Origin of the sequence: Variovorax rhizosphaerae (assembly GCF_037889975.1) — a bacterium.
Classification (GTDB): domain Bacteria; phylum Pseudomonadota; class Gammaproteobacteria; order Burkholderiales; family Burkholderiaceae_C; genus Variovorax; species Variovorax rhizosphaerae.
In genome coordinates this window covers 182,470-205,671 of the sequence record NZ_JBBKZT010000013.1, presented here as the reverse complement: position 1 = coordinate 205,671, position 23,202 = coordinate 182,470, and the positions used below count along the sequence as shown (strand labels likewise).

12 protein-coding genes and 2 pseudogenes are annotated in these 23,202 nt (G+C 58.9%); 7 read left to right on the top strand and 7 right to left on the bottom strand.

Going from position 1 to position 23,202, the window contains the following annotated elements; translation table 11 throughout:
* Window positions 1–652: 652 nt before the first annotated feature.
* From WKW82_RS26380 to WKW82_RS26350, 7 genes are all read right to left on the bottom strand, one after another.
* On the bottom strand, window positions 653–2,311 hold the full coding sequence (locus WKW82_RS26380) for a DUF262 domain-containing protein (protein WP_340345441.1): 1,659 nt from the start codon (window positions 2,309–2,311) through the stop codon (window positions 653–655).
* A 6-nt stretch (window positions 2,312–2,317) separates the two neighbouring features.
* Window positions 2,318–3,310 carry a hypothetical protein gene (locus WKW82_RS26375; RefSeq protein WP_340345439.1) on the bottom strand — a complete coding sequence of 331 codons (993 nt, stop codon included), beginning with the start codon at window positions 3,308–3,310 and terminating at the stop codon, window positions 2,318–2,320.
* On the bottom strand, window positions 3,307–4,602 hold the full coding sequence (locus tag WKW82_RS26370; RefSeq protein ID WP_340345438.1) for an AAA family ATPase: 1,296 nt from the start codon (window positions 4,600–4,602) through the stop codon (window positions 3,307–3,309). The genes WKW82_RS26375 and WKW82_RS26370 overlap by 4 nt, the downstream gene beginning before the upstream one ends.
* Window positions 4,603–4,821: 219 nt before the next feature.
* Window positions 4,822–6,030 carry a Wadjet anti-phage system protein JetD domain-containing protein gene (locus tag WKW82_RS26365; protein WP_340345436.1) on the bottom strand — a complete coding sequence of 403 codons (1,209 nt, stop codon included), beginning with the start codon at window positions 6,028–6,030 and terminating at the stop codon, window positions 4,822–4,824.
* Entirely contained in the window at window positions 6,027–9,425 is a 3,399-nt protein-coding gene (locus WKW82_RS26360) for an SbcC/MukB-like Walker B domain-containing protein (protein ID WP_340345435.1), read from the bottom strand. Before WKW82_RS26360 ends, WKW82_RS26365 begins: the two co-directional genes overlap by 4 nt.
* Window positions 9,422–10,057, bottom strand: a complete 636-nt coding sequence (locus WKW82_RS26355; RefSeq protein ID WP_340345433.1) for a DUF4194 domain-containing protein — start codon at window positions 10,055–10,057, stop codon at window positions 9,422–9,424. The genes WKW82_RS26360 and WKW82_RS26355 overlap by 4 nt, the downstream gene beginning before the upstream one ends.
* Window positions 10,047–11,474, bottom strand: a complete 1,428-nt coding sequence (locus WKW82_RS26350) for a Wadjet anti-phage system protein JetA family protein (RefSeq protein ID WP_340345431.1) — start codon at window positions 11,472–11,474, stop codon at window positions 10,047–10,049. The genes WKW82_RS26355 and WKW82_RS26350 overlap by 11 nt, the downstream gene beginning before the upstream one ends.
* 70 nt (window positions 11,475–11,544) lie before the next feature.
* On the opposite strand from WKW82_RS26350, the gene WKW82_RS26345 reads away from it, so the two are divergent.
* From WKW82_RS26345 to WKW82_RS26315, 7 genes and pseudogenes are all read left to right on the top strand, one after another.
* Window positions 11,545–12,381: a BrxR family transcriptional regulator gene (locus WKW82_RS26345; protein WP_340345430.1), complete on the top strand. Its 837-nt coding sequence runs from the start codon at window positions 11,545–11,547 to the stop codon at window positions 12,379–12,381.
* Window positions 12,382–12,620: 239 nt separating this feature from the next.
* Window positions 12,621–14,084 carry an Eco57I restriction-modification methylase domain-containing protein gene (locus WKW82_RS26340; RefSeq protein ID WP_340345429.1) on the top strand — a complete coding sequence of 488 codons (1,464 nt, stop codon included), beginning with the start codon at window positions 12,621–12,623 and terminating at the stop codon, window positions 14,082–14,084.
* On the top strand, window positions 14,068–15,012 hold the full coding sequence (locus WKW82_RS26335; RefSeq protein ID WP_340345428.1) for a hypothetical protein: 945 nt from the start codon (window positions 14,068–14,070) through the stop codon (window positions 15,010–15,012). Before WKW82_RS26340 ends, WKW82_RS26335 begins: the two co-directional genes overlap by 17 nt.
* 318 nt (window positions 15,013–15,330) lie before the next feature.
* A complete protein-coding gene (locus tag WKW82_RS26330; RefSeq protein ID WP_340345427.1) occupies window positions 15,331–17,790 on the top strand; it encodes a hypothetical protein in 2,460 nt (819 codons plus the stop codon).
* Between the two features lie 283 nt (window positions 17,791–18,073).
* Window positions 18,074–18,367: pseudogene (locus WKW82_RS26325) on the top strand (DUF4158 domain-containing protein); the annotation flags it as partial.
* Between the two features lie 96 nt (window positions 18,368–18,463).
* Window positions 18,464–19,471, top strand: a pseudogene (gene dnaA, locus WKW82_RS26320) (chromosomal replication initiator protein DnaA); the annotation flags it as partial.
* Window positions 19,472–21,090: 1,619 nt separating this feature from the next.
* Window positions 21,091–22,290, top strand: coding sequence for a hypothetical protein (locus tag WKW82_RS26315; RefSeq protein WP_340345426.1), 1,200 nt, complete (start codon window positions 21,091–21,093; stop codon window positions 22,288–22,290).
* Window positions 22,291–23,202 lie beyond the last annotated feature (912 nt).

Here is a 23,202-nt window from a genome sequence, read left to right as displayed (position 1 = left end):
TGCCATCTCTGTATCTCGGGTCCCACAAATCGGGGCGACACAACGCGACATTTCGATGCGGGAGAAAACGGACATTACTACTCGGGGCCTACAGACAGCGAGGTGTTAAATCCGATTTATGTTAAGTGCCGCCGGATACGCCGCAACTGCCGCGCGAGGCGGACGGGGCGCGATCTCATGATAGCGAAATGAGCGCCGGCTCGGCAACGGTACCGTCAGTCGATCCACGCGGTCGTGCAACCGGTAATGCGCGAGTCGCAGACGTACGAACGCCTAGCTTAGCGAGCGCAGGATAGCCGGCCGATTTTGACGCGCGCAGTGGGCGCCTGTCACGTGCAAGGGCGTCAGCCCAAACGCCCTGTTCACTGGCGACCCGTTGCAGTCCTAGAATGCTTGGGAGTCGGCGCCTGAAGCGGTCGTTCAGCGATGGAGCCAGCGACGGTGCGTCCCCTTAGAGCGCGTCTGCCCATTATGCGAAGCGAAATAACGATGCACGGCAACACCGCGTCACGTTGGCTCGAAAGCGCGCGAATTGACAACCTTCCAGCGTACATAGGAAGTGGCAATTCTCAGTGCCCCAGAAACTCGGCCTGAGCGCGGCAAAAATCTCGATCCTTCCTTTGCCTGCCATTCGTAGTCGGCCCTCCGCCCTTTATACCTCCTTGCTGTCCGGGCCTCGCGAGTCCTGTTGCTCCAGCTCGAATTCGTTGCGGTCCCAAATGTTCATAGCCTCCGCGCGCCTACCAATGAACTCCTCCAACCGACCGGCGCGCAGAGCGAGCAGCGATTCCGTGTCCACGAAGTGAGAGGCGAGAGCCATGTCGCTCAAATCGGGCCCGACCTTCAATCTATCTCGCAGGAACCAATCTGAGTTCGGGTCCACGAGGAAACGATTCCCGGCGCCTTGAAGTTTTTGCTTAAGAGACGGTGAGGCCCCGCGGGGAACCGGGAAGAGGCGAACCATCGCCTCACGACCATGCTTGCTTAACAGCGCGGTCCCGCTTGCAATTTGGCCTTGGGCATTGGTCAATTCCGGCCGTCTAGCCAGTCGCAGCACGAAGAGGCGAACACGGGCCGAGCGGAAATCGAACCTTGCCGGCAGATCTTGCTCTCGTGCCCAGGCGGCTTGATCGCCCCCTCCAACAGAGCGCGCGAGGATTTCCTGCTCCTCCTTCACGGTTCTGTAAGCCGAGGTCGCGAACACCTCCGACCAACCAGTCCGCCAAAACCATGAGGCAAGCGGCGGCGCCGGAAGCCGAATCTCCGGCCTACGAGCGAGTTCCACCGCCAAAAGAACCACTTGAAACGCATAGGGCAACAGCTCCTCCCGCACCACGCCAAGCTCACCGCTGAGCCAAGCGAGAGCCCGAGACAGCGCCGTTCCCGCTCGCTCCAAAATGCTGGAGTCGTCCGTCAGTCGCTTGACCAATTCGGTCTGCCCGGATTTGGTCATATCGAGACCAGCGAGCCCCTTGCAGACTTGCAGAAACAGGCCGTCTTCCGCCTCCCTCCATCCAGCCGGCAATTCCTGACGCAACTGATCCAGCCGTTCCCGTAGATCGAAGTCAGAGCGCCAAGTAAGCGCCGCGACGAGATGCGCCTCGCCCATTGGAGTCCCGAGACTGTTGATGCGTTGGAAAGTCCGAGCCGCCAATTCCAAATCGTCTGAAACCATGACAACGATGGGAATGCGACACTGCTGGAACCGATACGAAAGTTGGTCCGCGCGCTCCTCCCAACCGTCAAGCTGCTCCTCGGTCCATCCTTCGGATGCGCCCTGCCGACGCAAATCCCGCATGTGCCGGTTCACCAGACGCCCGTCCAGCAGCGTCCACAGCGGCAGCATGGGTCGGTGAGATTCCTTCTTCTGGATCTTGCTCAGGAAGGTGAAATCGAGATCGATCAAGTCATATTGGATGTCCCAGTCGATCGAGTCCTCCGGCACAGAGCTCACGGGCTCTGTCAAGGTAGGTTGAAGCAGCAGACCGAGCAACGTCGACACGCGCTGATGCCCGTCCAGCAAGTACTGCCACCCCGTAGGCGGCGCATTGGGCGCAATGGGCGGGATGACCTGCGGCCCAACTGTTGCGAAAGACGCGAGCTTGAATTTGATCGTTCTCCAGACAAGCAGTGAGCCGATCGGCATGTTGTCGCGCACAGACCGCAGAAGCTCTAATCTCTGGGAGTCTGTCCAAACAAAGGGCCGCTGGAATCTGGGCACTCGGATGTGGCCTCGCTGGACATCCTCCAGCAGGCTGCGCAAGCTAGGGTTCAGGTTCTCGGAGGCCAGGGCCGTCAAAGTATCAGACATGTGCTCTCACAGAAGGCGTATCAAGTTCGGAATCGCAGACTCCGATTCGCTGCGAGCATCGGCATCCCAATCGAAATCAGACGTAGTCGCATGCTCATAGCGATCCGCGAGCTTGCGACCAAGCCCTGCCTTGAGCATCTGCCAATCCTCGGGGCTCAAGGCGGCGTACAAATCCTGACTTCGTCCCAGATTCTCCGCCGTGGCGTCTGCGTCGAAACCCCGTTTCATATTGAAGTGCCAACGCGCGTCTCTGCCCATTCGGAAAAACGCGTCGGCAGTTTCCTTCACCACGCCGGATGCCAAAACTTGCGCTCTTGGCATGTAGGATTCGATAAATCGTCGTTGCAACATCCAGAATCTGTCGGGCATCTTGGGGCGAACGATTTTTTCCGCGTTAAAACCCTCGCATGACTGAGGCGGGACAGGCGCCCATGTCAAGTCCAGCTCGGAAGGATGCCGGCGATCGCTGTCAAAGAGCACAAACGTCCGCAGACCTTCGGCTGCCTTCGACAGCCGGATCTCCAACTGCGCCGGCAAAGTGCTTCCGCCTCCGTGCAAGGCAGTGATCCACGAGCGCTCTAACGCGCGATCCACGATCTCGCGCTCAGAGGTTCGCATCATTCCCCGACAGAAATGCCAATCGTTCTCGCTATTCTCGACAAGCACGCCGAGCGGCTGGTTGAGGAGGGCGAGAGCGTCATCGAGCGAGAGCTTGGCAACCGGATCACCCCAGTCGCCATCGGCTCGCTCCTCGATGAAAACGGTTGCCGCATTCTCCGGCTGCCTGATCGCGGCCCTTGAGGACAGTCGCAAAGCTTCGACATAAGCGGCGCGGCTTCCTTCATCAACTTGTTGGAGCCAAGCGTCTAGACCGGTCGGCTCGTCGAAGAGAACAGCATGCCGGCCATCGCACGCATAGGCTAGGAGTTGATGGAGCTTGCGGGCGTCGGCTGTACCGGTGATCGCGGTCACCACTTTGGCCGAAACAACTACTTTCATGGACGCAATTTCGCGAGCTGCTTGCCTATCAACTCTTGCCCCAGGTCCGCGGCCTCTCGAAATGCTCCAACCAGAGCGGTGGTCGTCGGCTTGCCTTCCGCCGTGAAATCAACGGGCACAACATCGCTTGTTCCATCGTTGCGCGATTCAACCCAATAAACCCGCACCATTTCCGCAGGGATCTCGCCGTTCGCGATCGCCAGTTGAACGCTGGTTAGCAGGACCTCTGAATGCGTTTCAACGAGCAACCTTGGCTTCGTCTCAGCGATGGCTGTTCGGACCAGCGTCTTTGCCAGTTCGCTTTGGGCCCGTGTGTGCAGATGAAGCTCTGGTTGCTCCAAGCAAACAATGCGCGGGCCGTTGGAGGACGCTCGCGCCAGGGCGACGAGGATAGGTAGCACTTGCGAGTAGCCCTCGCCTGTGTCGCAGATGTTCACACCAACTTTCGGGGACCCGAGGGGCTGCAGGAGGACGCGCCACACGCCATCCGACAACTCATCAAGCGCCAGCCGCTCGCCCAACGCACCGAAGAAGGTCTGGAGCGCGGCTAGAAGCGGGTGGTCAGGGCTCTGCAAATGCGCCGCGATCAACTGGTCCATGGCGTCGCCACCATTGAAGCTCAGATGGCGCATCGCGCCTCCGCCGTATGAGAAAACTCGCAGTGGCTTCGTGCGAATTCCGCTCAGCCATTGCACTTCGTCGCGCAGTCGGCCAAGCAGTAGAACGAGCGCGGCTAAAACGGCCCCCGGCGCGGCGCCCTCCGAATTTCGGGGATAGAGGCCTAGCCAATCTTTCTCAGTTTCTTTTTTGCTACCGCAAGAGAACGCAGCTTCGCCAAGCTGCACCTTTAGGTCGCGCACCTCCTGCCACTTCCCCTGAATATCGCCCGCCACATCCCATGTAGCCTGAAGAGCTAGGCTTTTATCCCATACGAGGCCGAATCGCAGCCGTGTCGACTCGCTGACTTTGCAAACGAGATCCGACCAACTGGCCCCACGGCCGACATTCCCTCCAAGCCAGATTGGCGGTCCGTGGGCGGCGATGGATTCTGAAAGAAGCGGCAGGAAGCGAAGCAACGCACTCTTTCCGCCGCTGTTCCAACCGAAAAGCAACGTGAGCGGGCGCAACTCGATCGTCTGCAGACGCGAGAACGCGCGGTAATTCTCTACAGAGAAGGATGAGATCACCCAGAGGTCCTTGGAGTGCGCAGCTTTGACAGCTTCGCGGAGATTGACTGACCCCCAAACTTTACAGGTTTCTGCGCCTGACTCTGGTAGGGGCTTGGTGCGCATCCGGCAAGATGGACTGGACCTAGTCCAGTCGCGCCTCGCCCAAGTTTCGGGAAGGTCGGTCCACGAGCTTGCAAGCACAGCGGTTGGGTATTGCCAAACGGGGGACTTCTAGAGCTGCGCCCGAGCTTCTTCGCTTGCCTCCCGTCGTCCACGGAGGAGGCCAGGAAGCCACCTTCCCTCAAATTTTCAGCTGTCTGCAAATTCCGCGGGCCCAGGCAATCAAGGAAGCTCGAGACGCATCGACTCCTGCTCGATGGCGTGGCGCGAGCGGCTGAGCCAAGCGCCTTCCTCGGCCCATCCGAAACGCTCACAGATCCGAACGATTGCGTTGACTTCTGCATCCTTGAGCGCCTTGCGTACCACCGCGGGCCTGTCGTGAGTGCAGAGTTTTCCGTCCATTCCATAAAGGTGCAGTCTGCGCCCGTGCTGCGCCGCAGCTTTTGCGATGTAAGCGGCAATGCGAAAGCCGCCCGAATCCACATCGCCCCAGTGCAGCACCTTGGCCGAGTCGGGGAGGGCCCTGTGCAGCAGGTCGTAGATGCGCAGCCATGATGGACTCGGCATGCCGGCGGAGTAGATAAGCAACCGACCGTCCCCAGGGCGCAGCAACCCACACAGCTCATGGAAGGTGGTGAGGTTCTCCACGCTGATGAGCTGCCGGGTCTGCTCTAGTCCCCTGAAGCCGTTGACCGCCCGTGGCGCAAAGCCCACATAGGGTCTGAGTAGTGGCGTTTCGATCTGGCCACAATGCAGTTGCGCATCACCCGCTAGCAGCAATGTCGGAGGAAACTTGACCAGTCCCAGTTCACCGTAGACCTCTTCGTCCATACGCGGCGGCGCGAGTGCGTCGGCTTGCAGAAGTACATCCATCGCCGGCCAGAGCGCCTCGATGCGCTTGCTGTCCGAAAACAGGGTCGTGCTCAGGCGCCGGATCGGCTGGTCGGCGCTTCCTGAATCACGGCAGTGGCGCACCACGCGCGCTGCGTCTTCCCAAATCTGCCAATCGGTAGGCAAGGTGCCGCGGCATTGCGTCCCGCGTCGCCAAGCAGAGAATACTTGGGCGAGCACCGGAAAGAGACTAACTTGCGGCTCAAGCCGCACGGACGCGGTCTCCATCTGCTTCCACAAAGGATCCTCACCAAGAATACTTGCCAGCTTGTCACGATCGACGAGCTGAATGCGCACGATCTGGCGTTGCTCCCCTGCGCGCTGATCCCATTCAATGGAGACGGCACCGCGCTGCTGGGCCAGCTGCAGATCAGCGTGGCAAGCGTGCCGTTCGGAATGGCTCCCGATTGCAAGGTAAGCAGGAAGCGAAGCCTGCGAAAAACGCAAACTGATGTGAACCGGTTCGTCCGGGCTGCGTCCCCACGCATTCTCGGCAAGCCCTAACAGCTTATGGAGCGCCGCTCGCGCGCTGGCATTCATCTGGCCTCCAGCGCAAGCTGCTCAACTCGCTTTGCAAAGAGGCCTGGGTTGCGCTCTGGCATGTCGCTTTGCATCAGCGCACGCGCCTTGTCTTTGATGCGGACCAGTTCGACGAAGACGTCGGGACCAAAGCGCGTCAGGTCGTAGTAGGAGTCGAGTACCGCAGTCAATTTGCTGGTGTCGGAGTCAGGGCCCGCCATGATCAGCTGAAGGCCCAGGGACTTGAGAAACTCCGCCGTCACCACGGTGTTCTGTGCATCGATGCCGTAGAAGGCCTCGTCCAGGATCATCACCCCCGCGCCACGGTGTTGTTCGCCCGGCTTGATGCGGTACGCCGTGGCTAGCGCGGCGCCGGCGATCACGTAGAAGGGTACGCGATGCTCGCCGTTGGAGGCGACGCCCATGCGCTTGCTCAGAAGGTCGACAACTTTGCCGTCCACTCGGATTTCGAGGTCGAACTGGTAGAACAGGCGATAGTCTTCCAGCGGATTGTTGCCTTTGTCCGTCCCGTGTTCGGCCGACTCCATCAACTGCACCAGCTTGCTGCGCACATCGCCGTCCGAGAACAGCGAAGAGCTCTCACCGTCGGCGGCCTGATGCATCACCAGGTTGTACAGCGCGCGATGCTGTTCATCCGTGCGGGCCGAAAAGTGGTACCGCTCCCCATTTGTGAAAGGAGGGCAGCGGTCCAGGATCGCATTGAGGTCACGGATTTCCCGTTCTACGCGACGCAGCGCCTCGCGCAAGCTGTACTTCACATCCGATTCAAAGGCGCGTTCCGCCGCTTCGCGCGCCGTCTTGGCCTGAGCGTCATACTCGCCCAAGGTCGAATGGCGCAACAGGTGAATGTGGCCCTTGACCCAGACAGCGGCCTTGCGCCAGTCACTGCGTTCCTCGACAAGCGCGATCGAATGACGATTGATGAATTCGGTGAACTCTGAGGCAATTTCGCCAACGTGCTTCTCGATGGTGGCACCAGTCTTGGTGGCATGTGCCTGAAGTTCCTCGACAGCTTCGGCGCGAAGGGCTGCACCGCGCTGGTACGCGATCGCCAATCGTACTGTCGCCATTTCCGGGTCAAAGTCTTGATCGGACTTGGCGTCTGCCGCTTGCCCTTGCAACTGTTCGAGCTTGGCAGTCGCATCGTTTAGATCTCGCTGAACGTAGTCTTGATCGGCCTGAAGTTTCGTGATGCGCTGGCCAACTTCGTGGTGCTCCGCCTGAGCCTGGACGCTGCGTGCGCGCGCCGCATCGACCTGCAATTGCAGTTCCTGAAGATGCTCAGGCAGGTCCTCCCCCGCGGACTCTTTGGCTGCAGCCTCTTTGCTCAGCGCAGCCTCGTGCGCAGTCATCGCTGCGGAGAACCCATCCAGCGTTACCTCCAGGCGCGTTCTTGCATTACTGTCGCGCGCATTGCGGGATAAGTTCAGCAGCAGGTTGGCTGCCGTGAGTGTTTCATGTGCCTGCCGAGCCTCTGCCCTGAGTTCGGCCAAGTCCGCGCTTGACACCTGGACGCCGAGCACGAAGTGCCCCACCGGCACGGGGCGCATCCGCCGGGTGCCGCCGTTCGCGCTGAGCATGCCATCTTTGGTCAGCGCACGGTCGTGGCGCTCCAGTTCCGCCTCTGTCTCGACGCAACGCATGCGGCCCAGGAGGCGCGTCAGAAAGGCGAGTGCCACTTTGTCCTTGCTTACGAGCAAGTTCGCCACTGAACCGGAATCTGCTTGCCGCCCGAGCACATCGGTCAGGTGGCTGGGCTGAACAATCGTCACGTCGTTGATTCGCTCGCGTCGTATGAGGGCGACTGCGTCGCGCTCGCGCCCATGCTCGACGACCACTGCCAAGCGGTTGCGGCCCAGGAAGGTTTCGATCGCACACTGCCAGTCCAGATCTCGAACCGACACGACGCTGGCCACGGTGTGACAGCCGATGCCTGCCTGCGAAAATAGCCGCATCGCAGAGGCAACATCGTCGTCGCGCACGCGTACGCCCCTGCTGGCGGCGCCGAGTTTCTCCTCGGCCGCCTCTTTGCGTTGTTGCGCCTGCTCCGCCCCCTTCCGGTCGCTCTCGGCAAGCGCCTCGATGGCCGGCCGCGCCTGCTCCAGCGAACGCAACGTTTCACGGACCTGGTCAATCGAAGGAAGCATCAGACGCCCACGACGGCCGTCCCATGCACGCGATGCCCGCGCGGCACCTTGCACCCCGGCGACGTAGCGACCTTCAAACGCGACGGCGAGCGACTGCAAGGCTTGGCCCAGGCTGAGGTCAAGGCGATCGACGTCCTGCCGTAGGGTCTTGCGCGCATCCTGGAGGGCGGCGCGCAGCGCCCGTGCCTGCTCAGGCGCCGCTGCGCCGGGGTCCTTGTTGAACCGGTCCCGAAGCGCCTCGTAGGCGTCAAAGGTGCTCCGCACGGCCTGTTGCCGCAGGGCTTCGCTCTCGACGGCTTCCAGGCGCTGAGCTTCCAGACCCTCCAGGCGCACGCGCAGGTCGACCACCTGAGCGTCGGCCGACTCCACCTGAAGTTGCGCGGCCACCGCCCGCACGGTGGCCCTCACACGGTGCAGGCGATGCAGGTTGTCATGCCGCCCGTTCAGGGTATCTAGCTGTGCGAGCTGCAGCTTGACCTCTTCGATTTGCGCAGCCAGCTGTCGCAGTGTCTGGATGTGACGCAGCGTGCCTTTCCTGTCGATCCTGCTTGCATCCACCAGGTTGTCGCGGAGGAAGTCGCTCACGCTGTTGACATCCTTAAGCTTGATGCTCTGCTTCAGCGCCTTGAGGAACTTGCGAGGGTCGATGCTTGCCTTGGAATCGGCCAAGTTGTGTAGCAGTTCGTCCAGATAACTCTCCGGCTTGGAGGTGAACGTCGGGGTGCGGCCGGCCGCTGCACAAAGGCTACGCGCTTGCGCCTCGAACACGCTCCAGTCCTGCGGCGCTTTGCCCTCATCGCCCTCGTCGACCAAGTGGTGGTCCATCAGGAGCCGTACACCCGGCAGAACATACAGCCCCATGACCCGAGCCTGCGGTTCCCTCTCTGTGGACCACATGCACAACCCGGCGCTGAACTGGTCGCCGCTGTCTCCATCCGCGAAGACCATGGTGATGTATGACAAGGCCTCGTCGCGCTTGCGCGTCAGAGCTCCCTTTTCTCCCTCGCCAGAGCGCATGGTGCCCAGCGCGTAGTCGCGCAACGAGCGAGCATCCTTGTGCACGGACTGGGCATTGAACTGCAGGTAATTGCGGTTCGCCCCGACCAAGGCAATCTGGATAGCGTCCACCAGGCTGGTCTTGCCCGCGCCATTGGGGCCGATGAAGGCCGTTCCGTCGCCCGCCAGATCAAACGTCTCGTATTCCCAGAAACTGAACTGCACCAAGTGAAGCGCAACGAGCGTTTTCATGCGCCAGTCTCCTCGCCCTCAGCATCAGTGTTCTCGCTCGGAATGCTCACCTTCAGCGCAGCGCCGAAACGACTGATGGCGTATTCACTCAGCACCTCGGCGATGCCGGGCAGGATCTCGATGACATAGGGCTGACCATCGTCCTTGTCCGCGTCAGACTGACGTGCCAAGCCTTGGCGGCGCGCAGTTTTGAGCAGCGCGTCCATGGCGCCGCGTGACGTCTCCAAGTCGCGTTTGGTCAGCAGTTTGTAGCTCTCCTGCAATTCGGGCAGCCCCACGGTCGTCACCCCGTCAACACCCAGATCACCGGCATTCGCGTGAAGGTGATAAATTTGGCGCAGGGTCAACAGGAACAACGACTCCTTCAGATCCATCGCCTGAGCCTTGGCCACATCCTGAACCACGAAGCAAAAGCTCAAGCGATCGGAAAAGCCGAGCTTCAAGCCCATCAAGTCGGCGGCATCCGTGAATTCGCTCCGGTATCGAGAGATGAGACGGTAGGCGACTGCCTGTGACGGATGACGCAGATAGAGGCACTGCTGCGTGACCAATTGATACAGCGCCTGCTGAAAGTCCTGCACCTGGTAGATCCCTTCGCTGGACTGCGCCAGCGACTCCCAATTACGCGGCATCGTGTTCGCTCCTCTTCACCGTGAAGTTGCTCGTCTCAAAGAGTTCGGTTTCTATGCGCTCGTCGGGATCGCCAAGGCGAACTTCGAATCCCAAGCGGCGCAAGAGAGGATTGGTGGCATATCCTTTGGGGTTGTTCTTGGCCATCGCGCCGAGCCGAACCAAAGCAAGATGGGCGACTGCGTCCTCGACATTGGCGGTTGGAAGGTCCTGTGCCGCCAGTTCGCCACCACCGGGCATCAAGGCCTGGACGTAGCGTTGCATTGCGCGGGGCGAGCCGTCGCGGTGCGCTGTCATTTCTTTCCGCAACATCAACAGCGCACGTTCCTGAACGGTCATTTCGCGCTTTCGCATCGCTCGGCGTCGCGGTTTCGATGGGGGAGGGGCGGGCAGTCGCAGCCGCGCATCGCACACCAGCAGTGCGGGGGGCAGCAGGTTTCCACTGACTGCAACTCCTTGCGCCTCGACCCGATCGACGCTGCGGACGCAGTCCGCAATGACGGCTTCGATGCGGTCGGTCGCCTTCAGCCGGTAACCAAGGTAGGCGAGAGCGCGCTGCGTGGCTTGCTCCATGACGTTGTCCAGGCGCGTCAGAAAGTCCTCGACATCCAGCAGCCGCTCGAAGCGCGAAACGTCGCGCTCCAACATCCGTGCGGGATCCTCCCCCGCCTTGGCAAGATCGGCGTACCCGGCCAGTAGCTGCGTTCGCGCCGGTTCCGTGGTCGTGATTTTCCGCACCAGTTCGATGATGTCCCAGCGCAGGCGCAATGGGTGGTTTTCGGTACGCAAGTCCTGGAAGTCGCGGACATAGAGCTCGGCAATGTGCTCACCGAAAAAGCGCCGAACGAACACGGGCGTATCGTGCTCCTGCGTGAGATCCTTCATCAGGTCCCTCGCACGCAATGTGGTTGCATTCAGCGCGTTGATGGAGCGCAGGCACATCGTCGCCGCACTGATGAAGCCCTGCACCTGCTGCCGCGGGTTCTGGGCCGCGCCAAGCAGCTGGTTGTGCACCATCTGGACGTTGCCCCCAATGAGTTGCGGGCCTTCGTCGGCAAACTGCCGCAGCGTTTCGAAGAAGCGTGAGACAACTGGCCGCATGCTCACGAACATTCTGGCGCCCACCCGATCCTCCACAAGCCAGCCGCATTCGACCAGCCGCCGCAGCAGCATGTTTGCTTGCGCGTTCAGCGTGGCCACCTCCTGTTGCCCCTCGTCGTTCTCCCAGCGCTGATCCAGCAGGAATCGCTCGATCTCCTTGACCACCTGTTCATGCAGGTAGCCATCCGGATACGGCGGCAGCGCTTCGGGTCCGAAGTAATCGGTGCCGAGGCGGCAGATCAGTTCCCACGCGCGCCGGCTGTTGCGCCCGGCCAGCGGTGCGAAGAGACCTGAGGGAAGCCTGTCGAAGAGGTTCATGAAACTAGAGTTAGCGTTCTATATAAGTTATACATTACAATAACATGATCGTCCACCCACTCTACGCAGGATGACTGACACATCTTTCCAATCTGGTGCCACCCGGTCGGGCGAGCTCGAAACCATCCTCGAATGGGAAGGGCGCTTGGACAATGCGCGCATCAGGGAGGTGCTGGGGGTCAAAAGCGTATGGGCGTCGCGGCTCATCGCGGAGCTGGTCGAGCGGCTGGGTACGCGCGTGCGCAGACCACAGAAGCACGGGCCGCTGATCGCGGCCGGCGCATCCTCGCGAAAGAAGGGGTCCCCAGACGAGTACCTGCGACTTCTCGCAACTTCTCCAGAAGGGCTGGCCGGGCAATCACTGGTTCACGATGCGCGCGTAGACATGACGTCCGTCGCACCGCCCGTATTCGCTGCGGTGCGCTACGCTGCGCAGAGCGGCACGGGCCTGCAAATCGTCTACCGATCCATGTCGACGCCCGAAGGCCAAACTCGCCTGGTATTTCCTCATGCCCTGGTCAGGGCGCCGCGTCGATGGCACATGCGGGCCTGGTGCAACAGCCGTGAAGCCTTCCGGGACTTTGTGTTGGCGCGCATCGATGGAGTCCAGGCTGCACCTGTGGCGGCCCCACGCCACCCGAAAGACGACAAGGCCTGGCATCATCTGGTGGACTTGACCGTGGTGCCTCATCCGTCACTTACTTCCGCACAACAGGCGCTCATCGCGGCCGAGTATTTTCCGGGGGCTCGTGCACGGCGGTTGCGAGTACGGGAGGCGCTGGCGCCGTACATACTCCAGGATCTGAGGGTGGCAATCGACCCTGTACGGGAGCAGCCGCCGGCGTATCAACTTCTATTGGCGCCCGCCTCAAGTGCGGCGCATTTCAAAGCGGGGGGACGTGTCTGATGAGATCTTGTACGCACCCTCATCGCGAAACGGCCTCACTAATGCTGCAGCCAAGGTCGATGGCGCACGTATGCTCCAAAAAAGGTGGTTAGTGCGTTTTTATACAGTAGTATTTGACGAGCGTGCGAGTCGGTTGCGTCTGCGAGTCATGACGCCTCGACGAGGCCTGCCGTCCTACGCTGTAGCAAAACAGAAGAGTGGGACCGCTTCCAGCCCCGCCATAACGGAAACGAATCAAGATGCAGGCTCTGAGCCAAAAGGAATCAGGGGCGTATTACACGCCCGACCATGTTGCTAGCAGTTTGCTGCTTTGGGCGATCCGGTCCTTAGATGACCGGCTGCTGGACCCTTCGTGCGGCGACGGCCGCTTCATCTCCAGTCATCGCAACTCCGTCGGAATCGAACAAGATGCAACCGCGGCGCAAGCGGCGATCAGCCGCGCGCCTTGGGCTCTCGTGCATGAAGGCGACTTCTTCGCTTGGGCCGCCAACACCACCGAGCGCTTCGAATGCGCCGCGGGCAACCCTCCGTTCATCCGCTATCAGACTTTCAAGGGGGACGTACGCGCGCTGGCGTTGCAGCTGTGCGCGCACCAAGGCGCGCAATTTAGCGGCTTGGCTTCGTCCTGGGCGCCCTTTCTCGTAGCGACCGCTAGCCTTCTAAAAAGGGGCGGCCGTATGGCCTTCGTCGTGCCGGCGGAAATCGGGCACGCGCCGTATGCGACGCCGCTGCTCGAATACCTGGTGTCACACTTCAAGGTCGTTCATGTGGTTGCGGTGCGTGACAAGCTTTTTGCAGATTTGTCCGAGGACTGCTGGCTGCTGTACACCGAAGGCTTTGGCGAGAGTACGAACGAGATTCGCTTCACCGCTTTGGACTCGTTCAAGCCGCTGCGCGCGCCGCCTCGGCGCTTTCAACGCATCGCCCTAGACGACTGGCGGAGCTGGGGCAATCGGCTCAGACCCTTTCTGATGAGCCGCGAGGTGCGGCAGATTTATCAAGGGGCTCTGGCCGAATCCACGACTCGACGTTTCGGCGACATTGCGTCGATTGGCATCGGCTACGTGACTGGAGCGAACGATTTTTTCCATCTGCGGCCTTCAGAGGTTCGGAGCTGGGGCATTGACGACCAATGGCTCCATCCCACCGTCAGAAAAGGCAGCGCGCTGCCGTCCAAGCGACTTACGCAATCTATGGTGGACCAGTGGCGCCGCGGAGATGAACAGATCTTGCTGTTGCGAATTCCCAAGGGAGCCAAATTGCCTTCAACAGTTGGGCGCTACCTTGATTCAGCGGCAGGGCACCAAGCCCGAGAGGCCTACAAGTGTCGCGTACGAGATCCTTGGTACTCGGTGCCTGATGTTCAGGTGCCCGACTTTTTTCTTTCGTACATGTCTGGACTGGAGCCCAGCCTAGTTCGCAATGAGGCATCTTGCACTTGCACCAATTCTGTTCACAGCGTCCGGTTGAAGGCGAAGATGTCGTCGTCAGCGCTTCTAAAAGGATGGGAGTCAGATTTCATGAGGCTCAGCGCTGAGATCGAAGGGCACCCCCTTGGGGGAGGAATGCTGAAGCTTGAGCCAAGGGAGGCGACTCGTATCGTCGTTCCTGCGACTTCGGAAATTGGACGACTCTCATCGCCAGCGGTTTCGGCGGCACTGTCGACGATGCGTGAATGGAGGCACTATGCCCCGGCGCAGTAACGCTGTCGGCGAGAACTTTGAATCCTGTCGCTACGTCAGCCTTCGCGAAGCTCTCGAATACTTTGGCGCGTTCATCGGCAAGACCGAGAGCGCCAACCACATAAAGCCACTGCATTGGTACGTCGCATGCCGCCTTGTGATCGAAGGCGGCTTTCATCCGGATGACGTATGGCCGCGCCCGCCTTTCAAAGTTACAAAGAAGCGCGGCGAGCTTCAGTTGGAATTCGCGCCCGAACTTGCGCACGGCAAGGAACGCACTGTCCTCGGAGGGATGAAGACCAAAGATGTCGACGTGGTGGTTTCGATGGACGGCATTGGTCCGGTCATCGCAGTGTCATGCAAAGGCGTGACTGGGGCGTTCCGCAATCTCACCAATCGGATGGAAGAAACGATCGGCGAATGCACCAACCTTCACAGCTTCTATCCAGCACTGGTACTCGGCTATTTCTGCGTGATCCGAGCAAACCGCGAGATCAATGTTGGAGCTCTTGAAGGTGTGGCGATGGATGCCGAGGGTCCGGCAGCTGAACTCAAGAAAAACGACATTGCGATCGATGCTGGCGGCAAAGTCGTCGAATCGTTGATTCGTTTTCACGAAGCATTGCGCGAGCTTCAAGGGCGCCGCGGCATTAGAAATGACGTCAGCCGCTATGAAACGATCGCGCTGGGGCTGGTCCAGCCAACTGGTACAGATGTCGGCGAGGTCCTAGCGGACTTTCCTCAGGCAGATAGTCCGATTCGGATCGAGCGCTTTTTTCAGACAATCTACGCGCGATATGAAGAACGGTACGTGCTCGCGGCGCCGGCGCTGAAATCCACAACGCGGAGGAACGAGTGGTCAACGGCTTCGCCCCTGTTCGCGCAGAACCTGCAAGGCCTCGATGAATTTCCTGAACTCAACTACGAACCTCGGCTCACAGACGATTAGTCGAAGACTCATCGCGGCAGAGCGTTGATCGCAAGCCGTCCGCACGCAGCTGGCGATGGCGGTGACCATCTATTCGACCAAAGTTCGCTCGGCCGTGCCACTCCATCGGCGCACGACGGGCGCACGCCGGACATGGTCTACTTCGTCACGATACCGGCGTTGAATTAGGGTGCCTGATGGATTCAACCTGAGATGTGGGTAGCTTTCTTGGCTAGTTCAAACTGGGCAGGCCGGAGCGGCAACTTGGACCAAGTCGGCATTCCTTAAAATGGCTTGAAATCAATCATTTGTTCCAACCGAACCGCACGCCGAAAAACAATGCGCAGTCTTTTTGAAGCCCAGCAGGCCGTTCTCGCAGGGATGACATCCGACTCAGATAGGTTCAGCTATGTCGGTTCGATCCTTCGTTCCCTGTTCCAGACGGCTGCAGTTACAGCTTTGGAGATCGTGCGCGAGCTGACGCCCGATCCCCTTGAAAACACCGACTTGGCCGCGTTGGCAAAGCGATTTGACAAGCCGAGTGACGGACTGCCGGTTGAGGTCCTAGAACTGGTCACGCCGATTATTCGCGGCCATGTCCAGAGAACTTATCACCTTGGTTGGTTCGAACGTGATCCCCACCACGGCGACACCCTGGCTTCGGCGGCCACAGCGTGGATTAGTTTCCGGAACAGAAAGCCAGGTCATGGCGTGGTGAGCAAGGCCGATATCGACGAATGGACGCCCAAGCTGTCCCGGCTTCTGCAACGGAGCTTGGCATGCTTCTCTATGACGCTGCCGCGCGTAGAGCCCGAGGGTCTTAAGGTCCGGATCGGAAACCAAGATCTCGAACTGCGCACCCCTATCGTACGGGAAGGGTGTCCCATCGTAGTGTCGGGCGTTGCGGCGCGTAAAGGCATCTGGAAACTGCACGGACAGACTTTGGCCTGGGCGGCCTCAGATAGTTTCTCTATCGATCTGGCGCAAGGCTCCGTCTTTGCGGAATTCGAAGCCAGTACTGCCGACAAGTTCGGCGTCGTCGCTGTGGACTTCGAGGGCCAGCAACGTATGGTCTTCAGCAATGTCCCGGTCCGGCAGACCAGCACATTCGAAGGGCGGGCCCAAGAACTCGGGAAGCTGATGGCGTGGATCAACGATCCAGAAGAGCGCATGCTGTTAATTTATGGCGATGGAGGCTTCGGGAAGACCACGCTTGCACTTGAATTTCTTAATCGCATCTTTGACGGGGAGACAACGCTGGCTTACAAGCCTCCCAGCGTTGTCAGCTACTATTCCGCCAAGATGACGCGCTGGACGGACCAGGGCCTGGTGCACCTCCAGGGCATTTCAGGCGCAATGGAGGATTGCGTCCGAGAGTTGATGTTTTGCCTGGGTCCTGTGCTCGACAAGAGCTACTACCAGTTGAACGGCACGGCGCTGATTGACAAGGTAGCGACGGAGTTCAAGAAGCAAGGTTTTGACCATGACGATGTACTGATCGTTCTGGACAACACCGAAACCCTGGCCACTTCGCCAGAAAGCGTCGAGGCTCTCGGCGTATTTCTCAAGCAGGTGGGCCGAAAGCTCGGTCGTGTGCTCCTAACATCGAGGCGGCGCGAACAGACGGCGTTCGAGCCGCTGCAGGTGAGTGCGCTTTCAGACTCGGAGTGCATCTCGTTGATGCGGCGCCTTGCCGGAGACCATCATACGGTCGCCATCTTGCAAGCGGGTGACGCGACGCTTCGCAAGTATTCAAACAAGCTTGGCAACAAGCCGCTGCTTATCGACATCTTGGTGAAGTATCTGGCGCGATCGACCATTGGCATTGAGGACGCTGTCGACCAGGTGTTTAGAAAATCGAGTGACGAACTACAAGAGTTCCTGTATGAAGACGCTTGGCTGCGCATCAATGAACTGCAACGCGATGTCTTCTTGGTACTCGTGAGTACCGCGGTTCCTCTCGATGGAAAATGCGTCGGCGATGCGTGTGCGCTCGTCGAGATCCAGCATATCGAGTTTCAGAAAGCCCTCGACGAGACGTATTTCGGAATGGTCACCGACTATGGCGACCGCTACGACCTGCAACTAGTTGACATGGCAGAACAGTTCTTCCGCGGCAAGCTAAAGAGGCGTGGCGAAGTTGGTCGCGAGCGTATCGAGCAGTTTGCCCGGCAAGTGGATACTTTGGCGACCGACCGGCAGCGTGCCCAGCAGGAGTATCGTTCTGACCGTGTGGCGGAGGGCTTCCGAAGCTCCTACGCCAAGGCCGCAAAGATCGCGGCAGAGCGAGGTGATTTCGGTGGTGCGGAAGAAAACTTCCAACTGGCGCTGCTTGAGGAACCGATGAACGCCGCGCTGCATGACAGATTTGCATGGTTCCTGCTCAATCGGCGGCAGCGTCCCGAACTGGCCCGCCCGCAGGCAGAGCGCGCTGTGAAGCTCGACCCAGACAGTGCTGATGCCTCCCTGACGCTGGCACTGTGCTGGTACCGACTTAACGAGCTAGACAAAGGCGATGCGGAGATCAAGGCCGCACAGAGAAAAGGCAAAGCCGTTGAACTATGCCAACTCCGCATGGGCATCGCGCGCTATTACGCCGCCAAAGAGGTCGGCGGCACCGGTCGAGGGTATGAATTGCTGAAGGAAGGAAAGCGCTACATCGAGGAAGCCCTCAGGGCACTTGATCCCGCGTCTCCCTACCTTGCGAAAAATCTGCGCGAGGCGTATAGGTACGAAAGGAGTCTGCTGGCTTTGGAATACCAGTTCAATCGAAGCAGCCTTCGGTCGGAAGATCACTAATCCGCTCGAGGGTTGGAAGCCAATATCTTCAGATCCATTAGCCCATGCAGGTGCGTACCGTTTGCTCTTCCAATATTTGGCTTCTGGCAGTCATTATGCCGATCGCGCCAACGTCAGTTTCCGGTCTCTCCGCATAATACGTAGAAGAGGTGCGCCGACACTTCGCCGGTAGCGAACTCGACGATGCGCTCCGACCTGAGAGCTGTAGACCCTCAGCCGATGGCTTTGACACGGGTATGAGGGATGCTGGAGGTCTCGCAGCTTACTACTCGCGCTTCCGACTTTGCGTCTACGGCAGACGACATTCCCGGGCCTGCGCGAGCTGCCTCACGGCCTCAGAGCCTTCGAACTGCAGGCGTTCTTTACCTTCAGCCGCGCCGAGCATCAGCTGGTTCAGGCGCGCCGCGGCGACGCACGCAAACTAGGGCTCGCACTGCACATCGGTTTCCTGCGCATGAGTGGTCGGCTCCTGGACGCCGTGCGGGTTGTGCCACCGGGACTCTAGCGGCACCTGGGCAACGAACTGGGGATCGACGCCCCCGAGATCGCGTCGCTTCGCGCCATGTATGGTCGTGGCTGAACTCATCGCCTCCAGTAGCACCAGCCTGGCCCAGAATGACGAACTGGTTGGCCCAACCCTAACGACCCAACGATGTCCACAAAATACATCAACAGCCGCCTCAACACGGCGCTCACCTTCGAAGCGATGGTCGAGGGCACGGCAAACCGTATGGCGCGCGCCGCCGCCATGTACGTGGCCGGCTCGCCGGGCCAGCTGTATAACCCATTGTTCATCTACGGTGGCGTCGGCCTTGGCAAGACGCATCTGATGCATGCGGTCGGCAACCGGCTGCTGAACGATCGCCCGGCCGCCAAGGTTCTCTACGTCCATGCCGAGCAGTTCGTCTCGGATGTAGTCAAGGCCTACCAGCGCAAGACCTTCGACGAGTTCAAGGAGCGCTACCAAAGCCTGGATCTGCTGTTGATCGACGACGTGCAGTTCTTCGCCAACAAGGACCGAACGCAGGAGGAATTCTTCAACGCCTTTGAGGCGCTGCTGGCCAAAAAGTCGCACATTGTGATGACCTCGGACACCTACCCCAAGGGCTTGACCGACATTCACGAGCGCCTAGTGTCGCGCTTCGACTGCGGTCTGACGGTGGCGCTCGAACCGCCCGAGCTGGAGATGCGCGTCGACATCCTGATCAACAAGGCGCGCGCCGAGGGTGCTGAGATTACGGAGGAGGTCGCCTTCTTCGTCGCCAAGAACGTGCGCTCCAACGTGCGTGAGCTCGAGGGCGCGCTGCGGAAAATTCTGGCGTATTCGCGCTTTAACCAGAAGGACATCTCCATCGCCCTAGCACGCGAAGCGCTGCGCGATCTGCTCTCGATCCAGAACAGGCATGTCAGCGTGGAGAACATCCAGAAGACCGTGTCCGACTACTACAAGATCAAGGTCGCCGACATGTACAGCAAGAAGCGTCCCGCTTCCATCGCGCGGCCGCGCCAGATTGCGATGTACTTGGCTAAGGAACTCACACAGAAGAGCCTGCCGGAGATCGGCGAGTTGTTCGGCGGGCGCACGAGTTCCACGGTATTCCATGGAATTCGGGCTGTAGCACGCGAGCGCCTACGAGATACCGAGTTAAATCAGCAGCTTCACGTTCTCGTACAGACTCTCAGTAGTGATGCGGCGCCTTATACCTCTGCAATTGCGTTGGTACGCGAGGTCGCATTGCAAGACCATAAAGAAGAAATAGTCGAGATGCTTCGGGAAGCGGGGCTGAGAGTCGATCGGATTGACGCATGGCGCTTTGCTCTGACCACTTCTATTCGTGGCCTCCAGATTTTTGAGCCAATGAACATTGTGATAACTAAAGGCGCGGCAACTGAGCAGGACGTTGAGACATTAATCGAGAACACCAGCTATTCGACACGACCAGCAGCCGATCGTGCGGGTATTCTTCTCTATCATGAAACCGCTGATACGCTTGCTCGTCTGAGGATTGCTCAAGCGCGAATCCGCGATCGATTTATAGTAATTCCAGTGCCGATCACGGCAATTGAGCAAGGCGCGCGCGAAGGTTCGGTGGAGGCGGTGCTACGGGAGTATTCAACTCGCTATTTAGTTGGAGCTGATCTCTTCGACGACCGAAATGCGATATCTGACTCATTGTCTTTTTTCGGGCGCTCGGACATGCTGGATCGCGCTAAGAAAGATCTGCTCGGCCAACAATCAATCGGTCTGTTCGGTCTACGAAAGGCCGGGAAGACATCGGTACTTCTGCAGCTTGGGGCTTTGCTGCGCGGAAACCCTGTTGTGCACGTGGACCTTCAATTATTCTCAGGGCGATCACAATATGGAGTTCAGTTGTTCAACGCCATCCTGTCAAAGTTAGCGAACTATGCTGATCATCGAGCAACGGCTAAATATCAACCGTTCAACGAGAATCAGCCTGCGTCAAGGGTGTCGTCGAATTTTGCCAGCAGGTATCTTGGCCTAGTCGAGCATCTTGTTCAACAGGGACTAAAAATGCCGGTGGTTTGTATGCTGGACGAGATGGAAAGAATTGTGCCGAGTGAATCATCGACAACTCGACATGTCGAAGAATTCAATACCGTATTTGGTGTTCTCCGCGCGCTGAGTCAGGAAACTCGAACACTGACCATGATCGTCGCTGACATCTTCCCAGAATGCAATCGCATAAATAATTGGCGTCAACTTGGCAGTAAGAGTAATCCCGTGTTTAGCTATTTCAAAGAAATGTTTCTCCCCCCGTTTCGAAAAGAGGAGACAGAGACGATGCTGGCCGATATCGGTCGTTTAATGGGGAGGAGCTTCGATGGTCAAACGATCTCAACAATTCAGGAAGCAAGCGGTGGCCACCCGTTTTTAGCTCGACAGCTGGCTAGCATGCTGTGCGCAAAAATTCCTATTGAGCATTCTGGCGGCGCGGTTCGCTACATCGACGCCGATCCAATTCTGCGAGATCCGTTCTCTGCATCCGCATTGCTTAACAATTACTTTCGACACAATGTGTGGAGCGACATTGCGAAGCGCGTTTCGAACGCAGCCGCCCGCGTCTTAATGAACTTGCAGGTGGAAAAGAGCGATGAGACACTCCGGACGGAGATGAGGAACGGTTCCTCAATCGAAGGTCTTGTCGATGCGCTACTTTGGTTAGAATCCGCAGGCCTGATTGAGCGTGAGTCGATTCTTTCAGACCAGAGGTGGCACATTCGCGTCGGTCTACTGACACGGTGGTTGGCTTTACAACGAACTCCCGATGGAGAATGTTCGTGAGACGGGACTCAAAGATCAGACCGTTTGATAACTATAAGACGGCGATAACCGATCCTGAGCACTTCGTTGGCCGCACCTTTCTGCTCGACGCTGTGCTGGCTCGAGCTTCCGCTGTGAACGTTCTGCTCGGAGGACGCAGAATTGGTAAAACTAGCGCGCTCCGTGCTCTCGAATGGACCATGCTAGGGTCAAGACCACGCGCGGTGCGTCGTCCGTTCCCTGTCTACATCAGTTTGGACGTCGAACAACCTACTGGGCTCGACAACTTTCGCTTCATTCTCATCCGCCGACTTCGCGACTCCATGGAGCGCTGGGCAAAGTCAACTGGGCTCGACTGGCGAGAACGATATCGGTCCTTTCTCCGCCAGATATCTGGCGCGGAAGTAGCAATTGGGTCTTTGATCAAACTAAAACTTGAGAATCCGGAACAGACGAGACGGTTGGTACACGAGGACTTCCGGCACGCCTTAGTTAACAGTCTATCTCACACGCGGGCCTTGGGATTCGAGGGCGTAGTCTTCATCCTTGACGAGGCCGAGTACATTGTCCGGAAGGAGTGGGCAAATGACGCCTGGAGCTATATCCGCGGCCTCAAGGACACCGACACTGCACTCAAGCCGCTCGTGGGGCTAGTGATTGCCGGATACCGCGATATCGCCGAGTACACGCAACGCGTTGGATCCCCGCTTTTAAACATTGCAGAGGTATTGTGGATGTCGACCTTTTCGAAAGCAGAGCACCGGCAACTAGTTACACTTCGTACAAACAGCGAAGGCATTGCGATCGGCCAGGAAGAGGCTACCGCGATTGAACTTCTAAGTGGAGGTCATCCTTTTATCGCTCAGCAAGTTGTGAACAACGTGTCGGATGGAAGCAGGATCGGACTGGCAGGGCGAAGGGCGGAGGCGATAGAGACGCTTTTGACACAAAGTGTGTTAAATCGTACGTTCGCCCTCTGGTGGAATCTTAACGACAAGTCAGACGGATTTAAAGAGGCAGAGCGGCAAATCTATATTGCATTGGCAGCGCGCCAAGAGGCGATTTCCGCATCGATTGCGAGAGACACTTCCCGCAGCGTGGCAGAGGTGGCCACTGCCCTGGAGGTTCTAGCGGGCACTGGCGTAATTAACTACCTGGGCGACGCTCGTTACTCGATTGGCTCTCGTCTTTTCGAGGAGTGGGTGCGCCTGCACTAGCCACATCAAGCGCGGTGCGCGGAGAAGACAATCGTGAGCGATTGGGGCAGACCCGAGACACTTAGGTGCAGGTTGCGGAACGCGATGATCAATACGTTGCAGACAGGCCATTGCCGAATCTTGACGCAACGGATCGATAGCCAAGTTCTCCAGCGAAGACCAAGTTGCCGCCACAGCTAGCCGCCACAAAATGCACCGAAACCGAAATCGCCCCAAGCAGCGCGCGCGCGAGTGCGATGCGCAGTTACTGGCTTTCGGGCGCTCCGTGTGGGCGTACGACTTGTCGCAAGACTGGCTGCTCGGACCTAAGGCGCTTGGCGCTGCAAGCCCACCATGACGCGAGCCCTTCCGGCATCCGGAACGAACGTCGACGGCGCGTCCATGAAGGGGTGATCGTCGTCCTTTCGGTGCGGATTGTCACGGAGGAGAGTGAAAACGCCATTGAAATCAGCAACTTGCATCGCGGATGTCTTACGGGAGAAGCCCTTCACCAAGTCGTTGATCCGTAATGGTTGTTTTGCCCTAACCGTGACAGTCCGCACCCAAAGGACGATCACCTCATACATGCATGAAAAGAACGATTACTCATACTCGGAATCATCCAGCACGCCTCGCGACTCAGGAGGAATCACGGATCGCAATGCGGCCTCAAACTCATGTGCTCGTCCCGCCATGAGCCGATTCAGCCAACTTGTTCGGCCTACTAGCTTCGTGAAAGTCGAATCATTGGCTGCCGCGTGCAAGAAGCCTACAATTGACGCACGGGTCGACGGCTCCCTCGAAGCCATTTCCGCCTGCGCCAATAATTCGCCGGGAATGTTTGGCATTACATCGCGTAAATAGTCAGCGCCACTCCACCTGCGAGGCACTGCAAGAATAAGTGTGCGTGCACCGGTTTGGCCCGCGGCAGTT

Excerpts from the sequence above, each read along its gene's own strand:
- WKW82_RS26330 (WP_340345427.1), top strand. The coding sequence starts at position 15,331 with ATGCGCAGTCTTTTTGAAGCCCAGCAGGCCGTTCTCGCAGGGATGACA.
- WKW82_RS26340 (WP_340345429.1), top strand. The coding sequence starts at position 12,621 with ATGCAGGCTCTGAGCCAAAAGGAATCAGGGGCGTATTACACGCCCGAC.
- WKW82_RS26380 (WP_340345441.1), bottom strand. The coding sequence starts at position 2,311 with ATGTCTGATACTTTGACGGCCCTGGCCTCCGAGAACCTGAACCCTAGC.
- WKW82_RS26355 (WP_340345433.1), bottom strand. The coding sequence starts at position 10,057 with ATGCCGCGTAATTGGGAGTCGCTGGCGCAGTCCAGCGAAGGGATCTAC.
- WKW82_RS26360 (WP_340345435.1), bottom strand. The coding sequence starts at position 9,425 with ATGAAAACGCTCGTTGCGCTTCACTTGGTGCAGTTCAGTTTCTGGGAA.
- WKW82_RS26375 (WP_340345439.1), bottom strand. The coding sequence starts at position 3,310 with ATGAAAGTAGTTGTTTCGGCCAAAGTGGTGACCGCGATCACCGGTACA.
- WKW82_RS26345 (WP_340345430.1), top strand. The coding sequence starts at position 11,545 with ATGACTGACACATCTTTCCAATCTGGTGCCACCCGGTCGGGCGAGCTC.
- WKW82_RS26350 (WP_340345431.1), bottom strand. The coding sequence starts at position 11,474 with ATGAACCTCTTCGACAGGCTTCCCTCAGGTCTCTTCGCACCGCTGGCC.
- WKW82_RS26335 (WP_340345428.1), top strand. The coding sequence starts at position 14,068 with ATGCCCCGGCGCAGTAACGCTGTCGGCGAGAACTTTGAATCCTGTCGC.
- WKW82_RS26365 (WP_340345436.1), bottom strand. The coding sequence starts at position 6,030 with ATGAATGCCAGCGCGCGAGCGGCGCTCCATAAGCTGTTAGGGCTTGCC.
- WKW82_RS26370 (WP_340345438.1), bottom strand. The coding sequence starts at position 4,602 with ATGCGCACCAAGCCCCTACCAGAGTCAGGCGCAGAAACCTGTAAAGTT.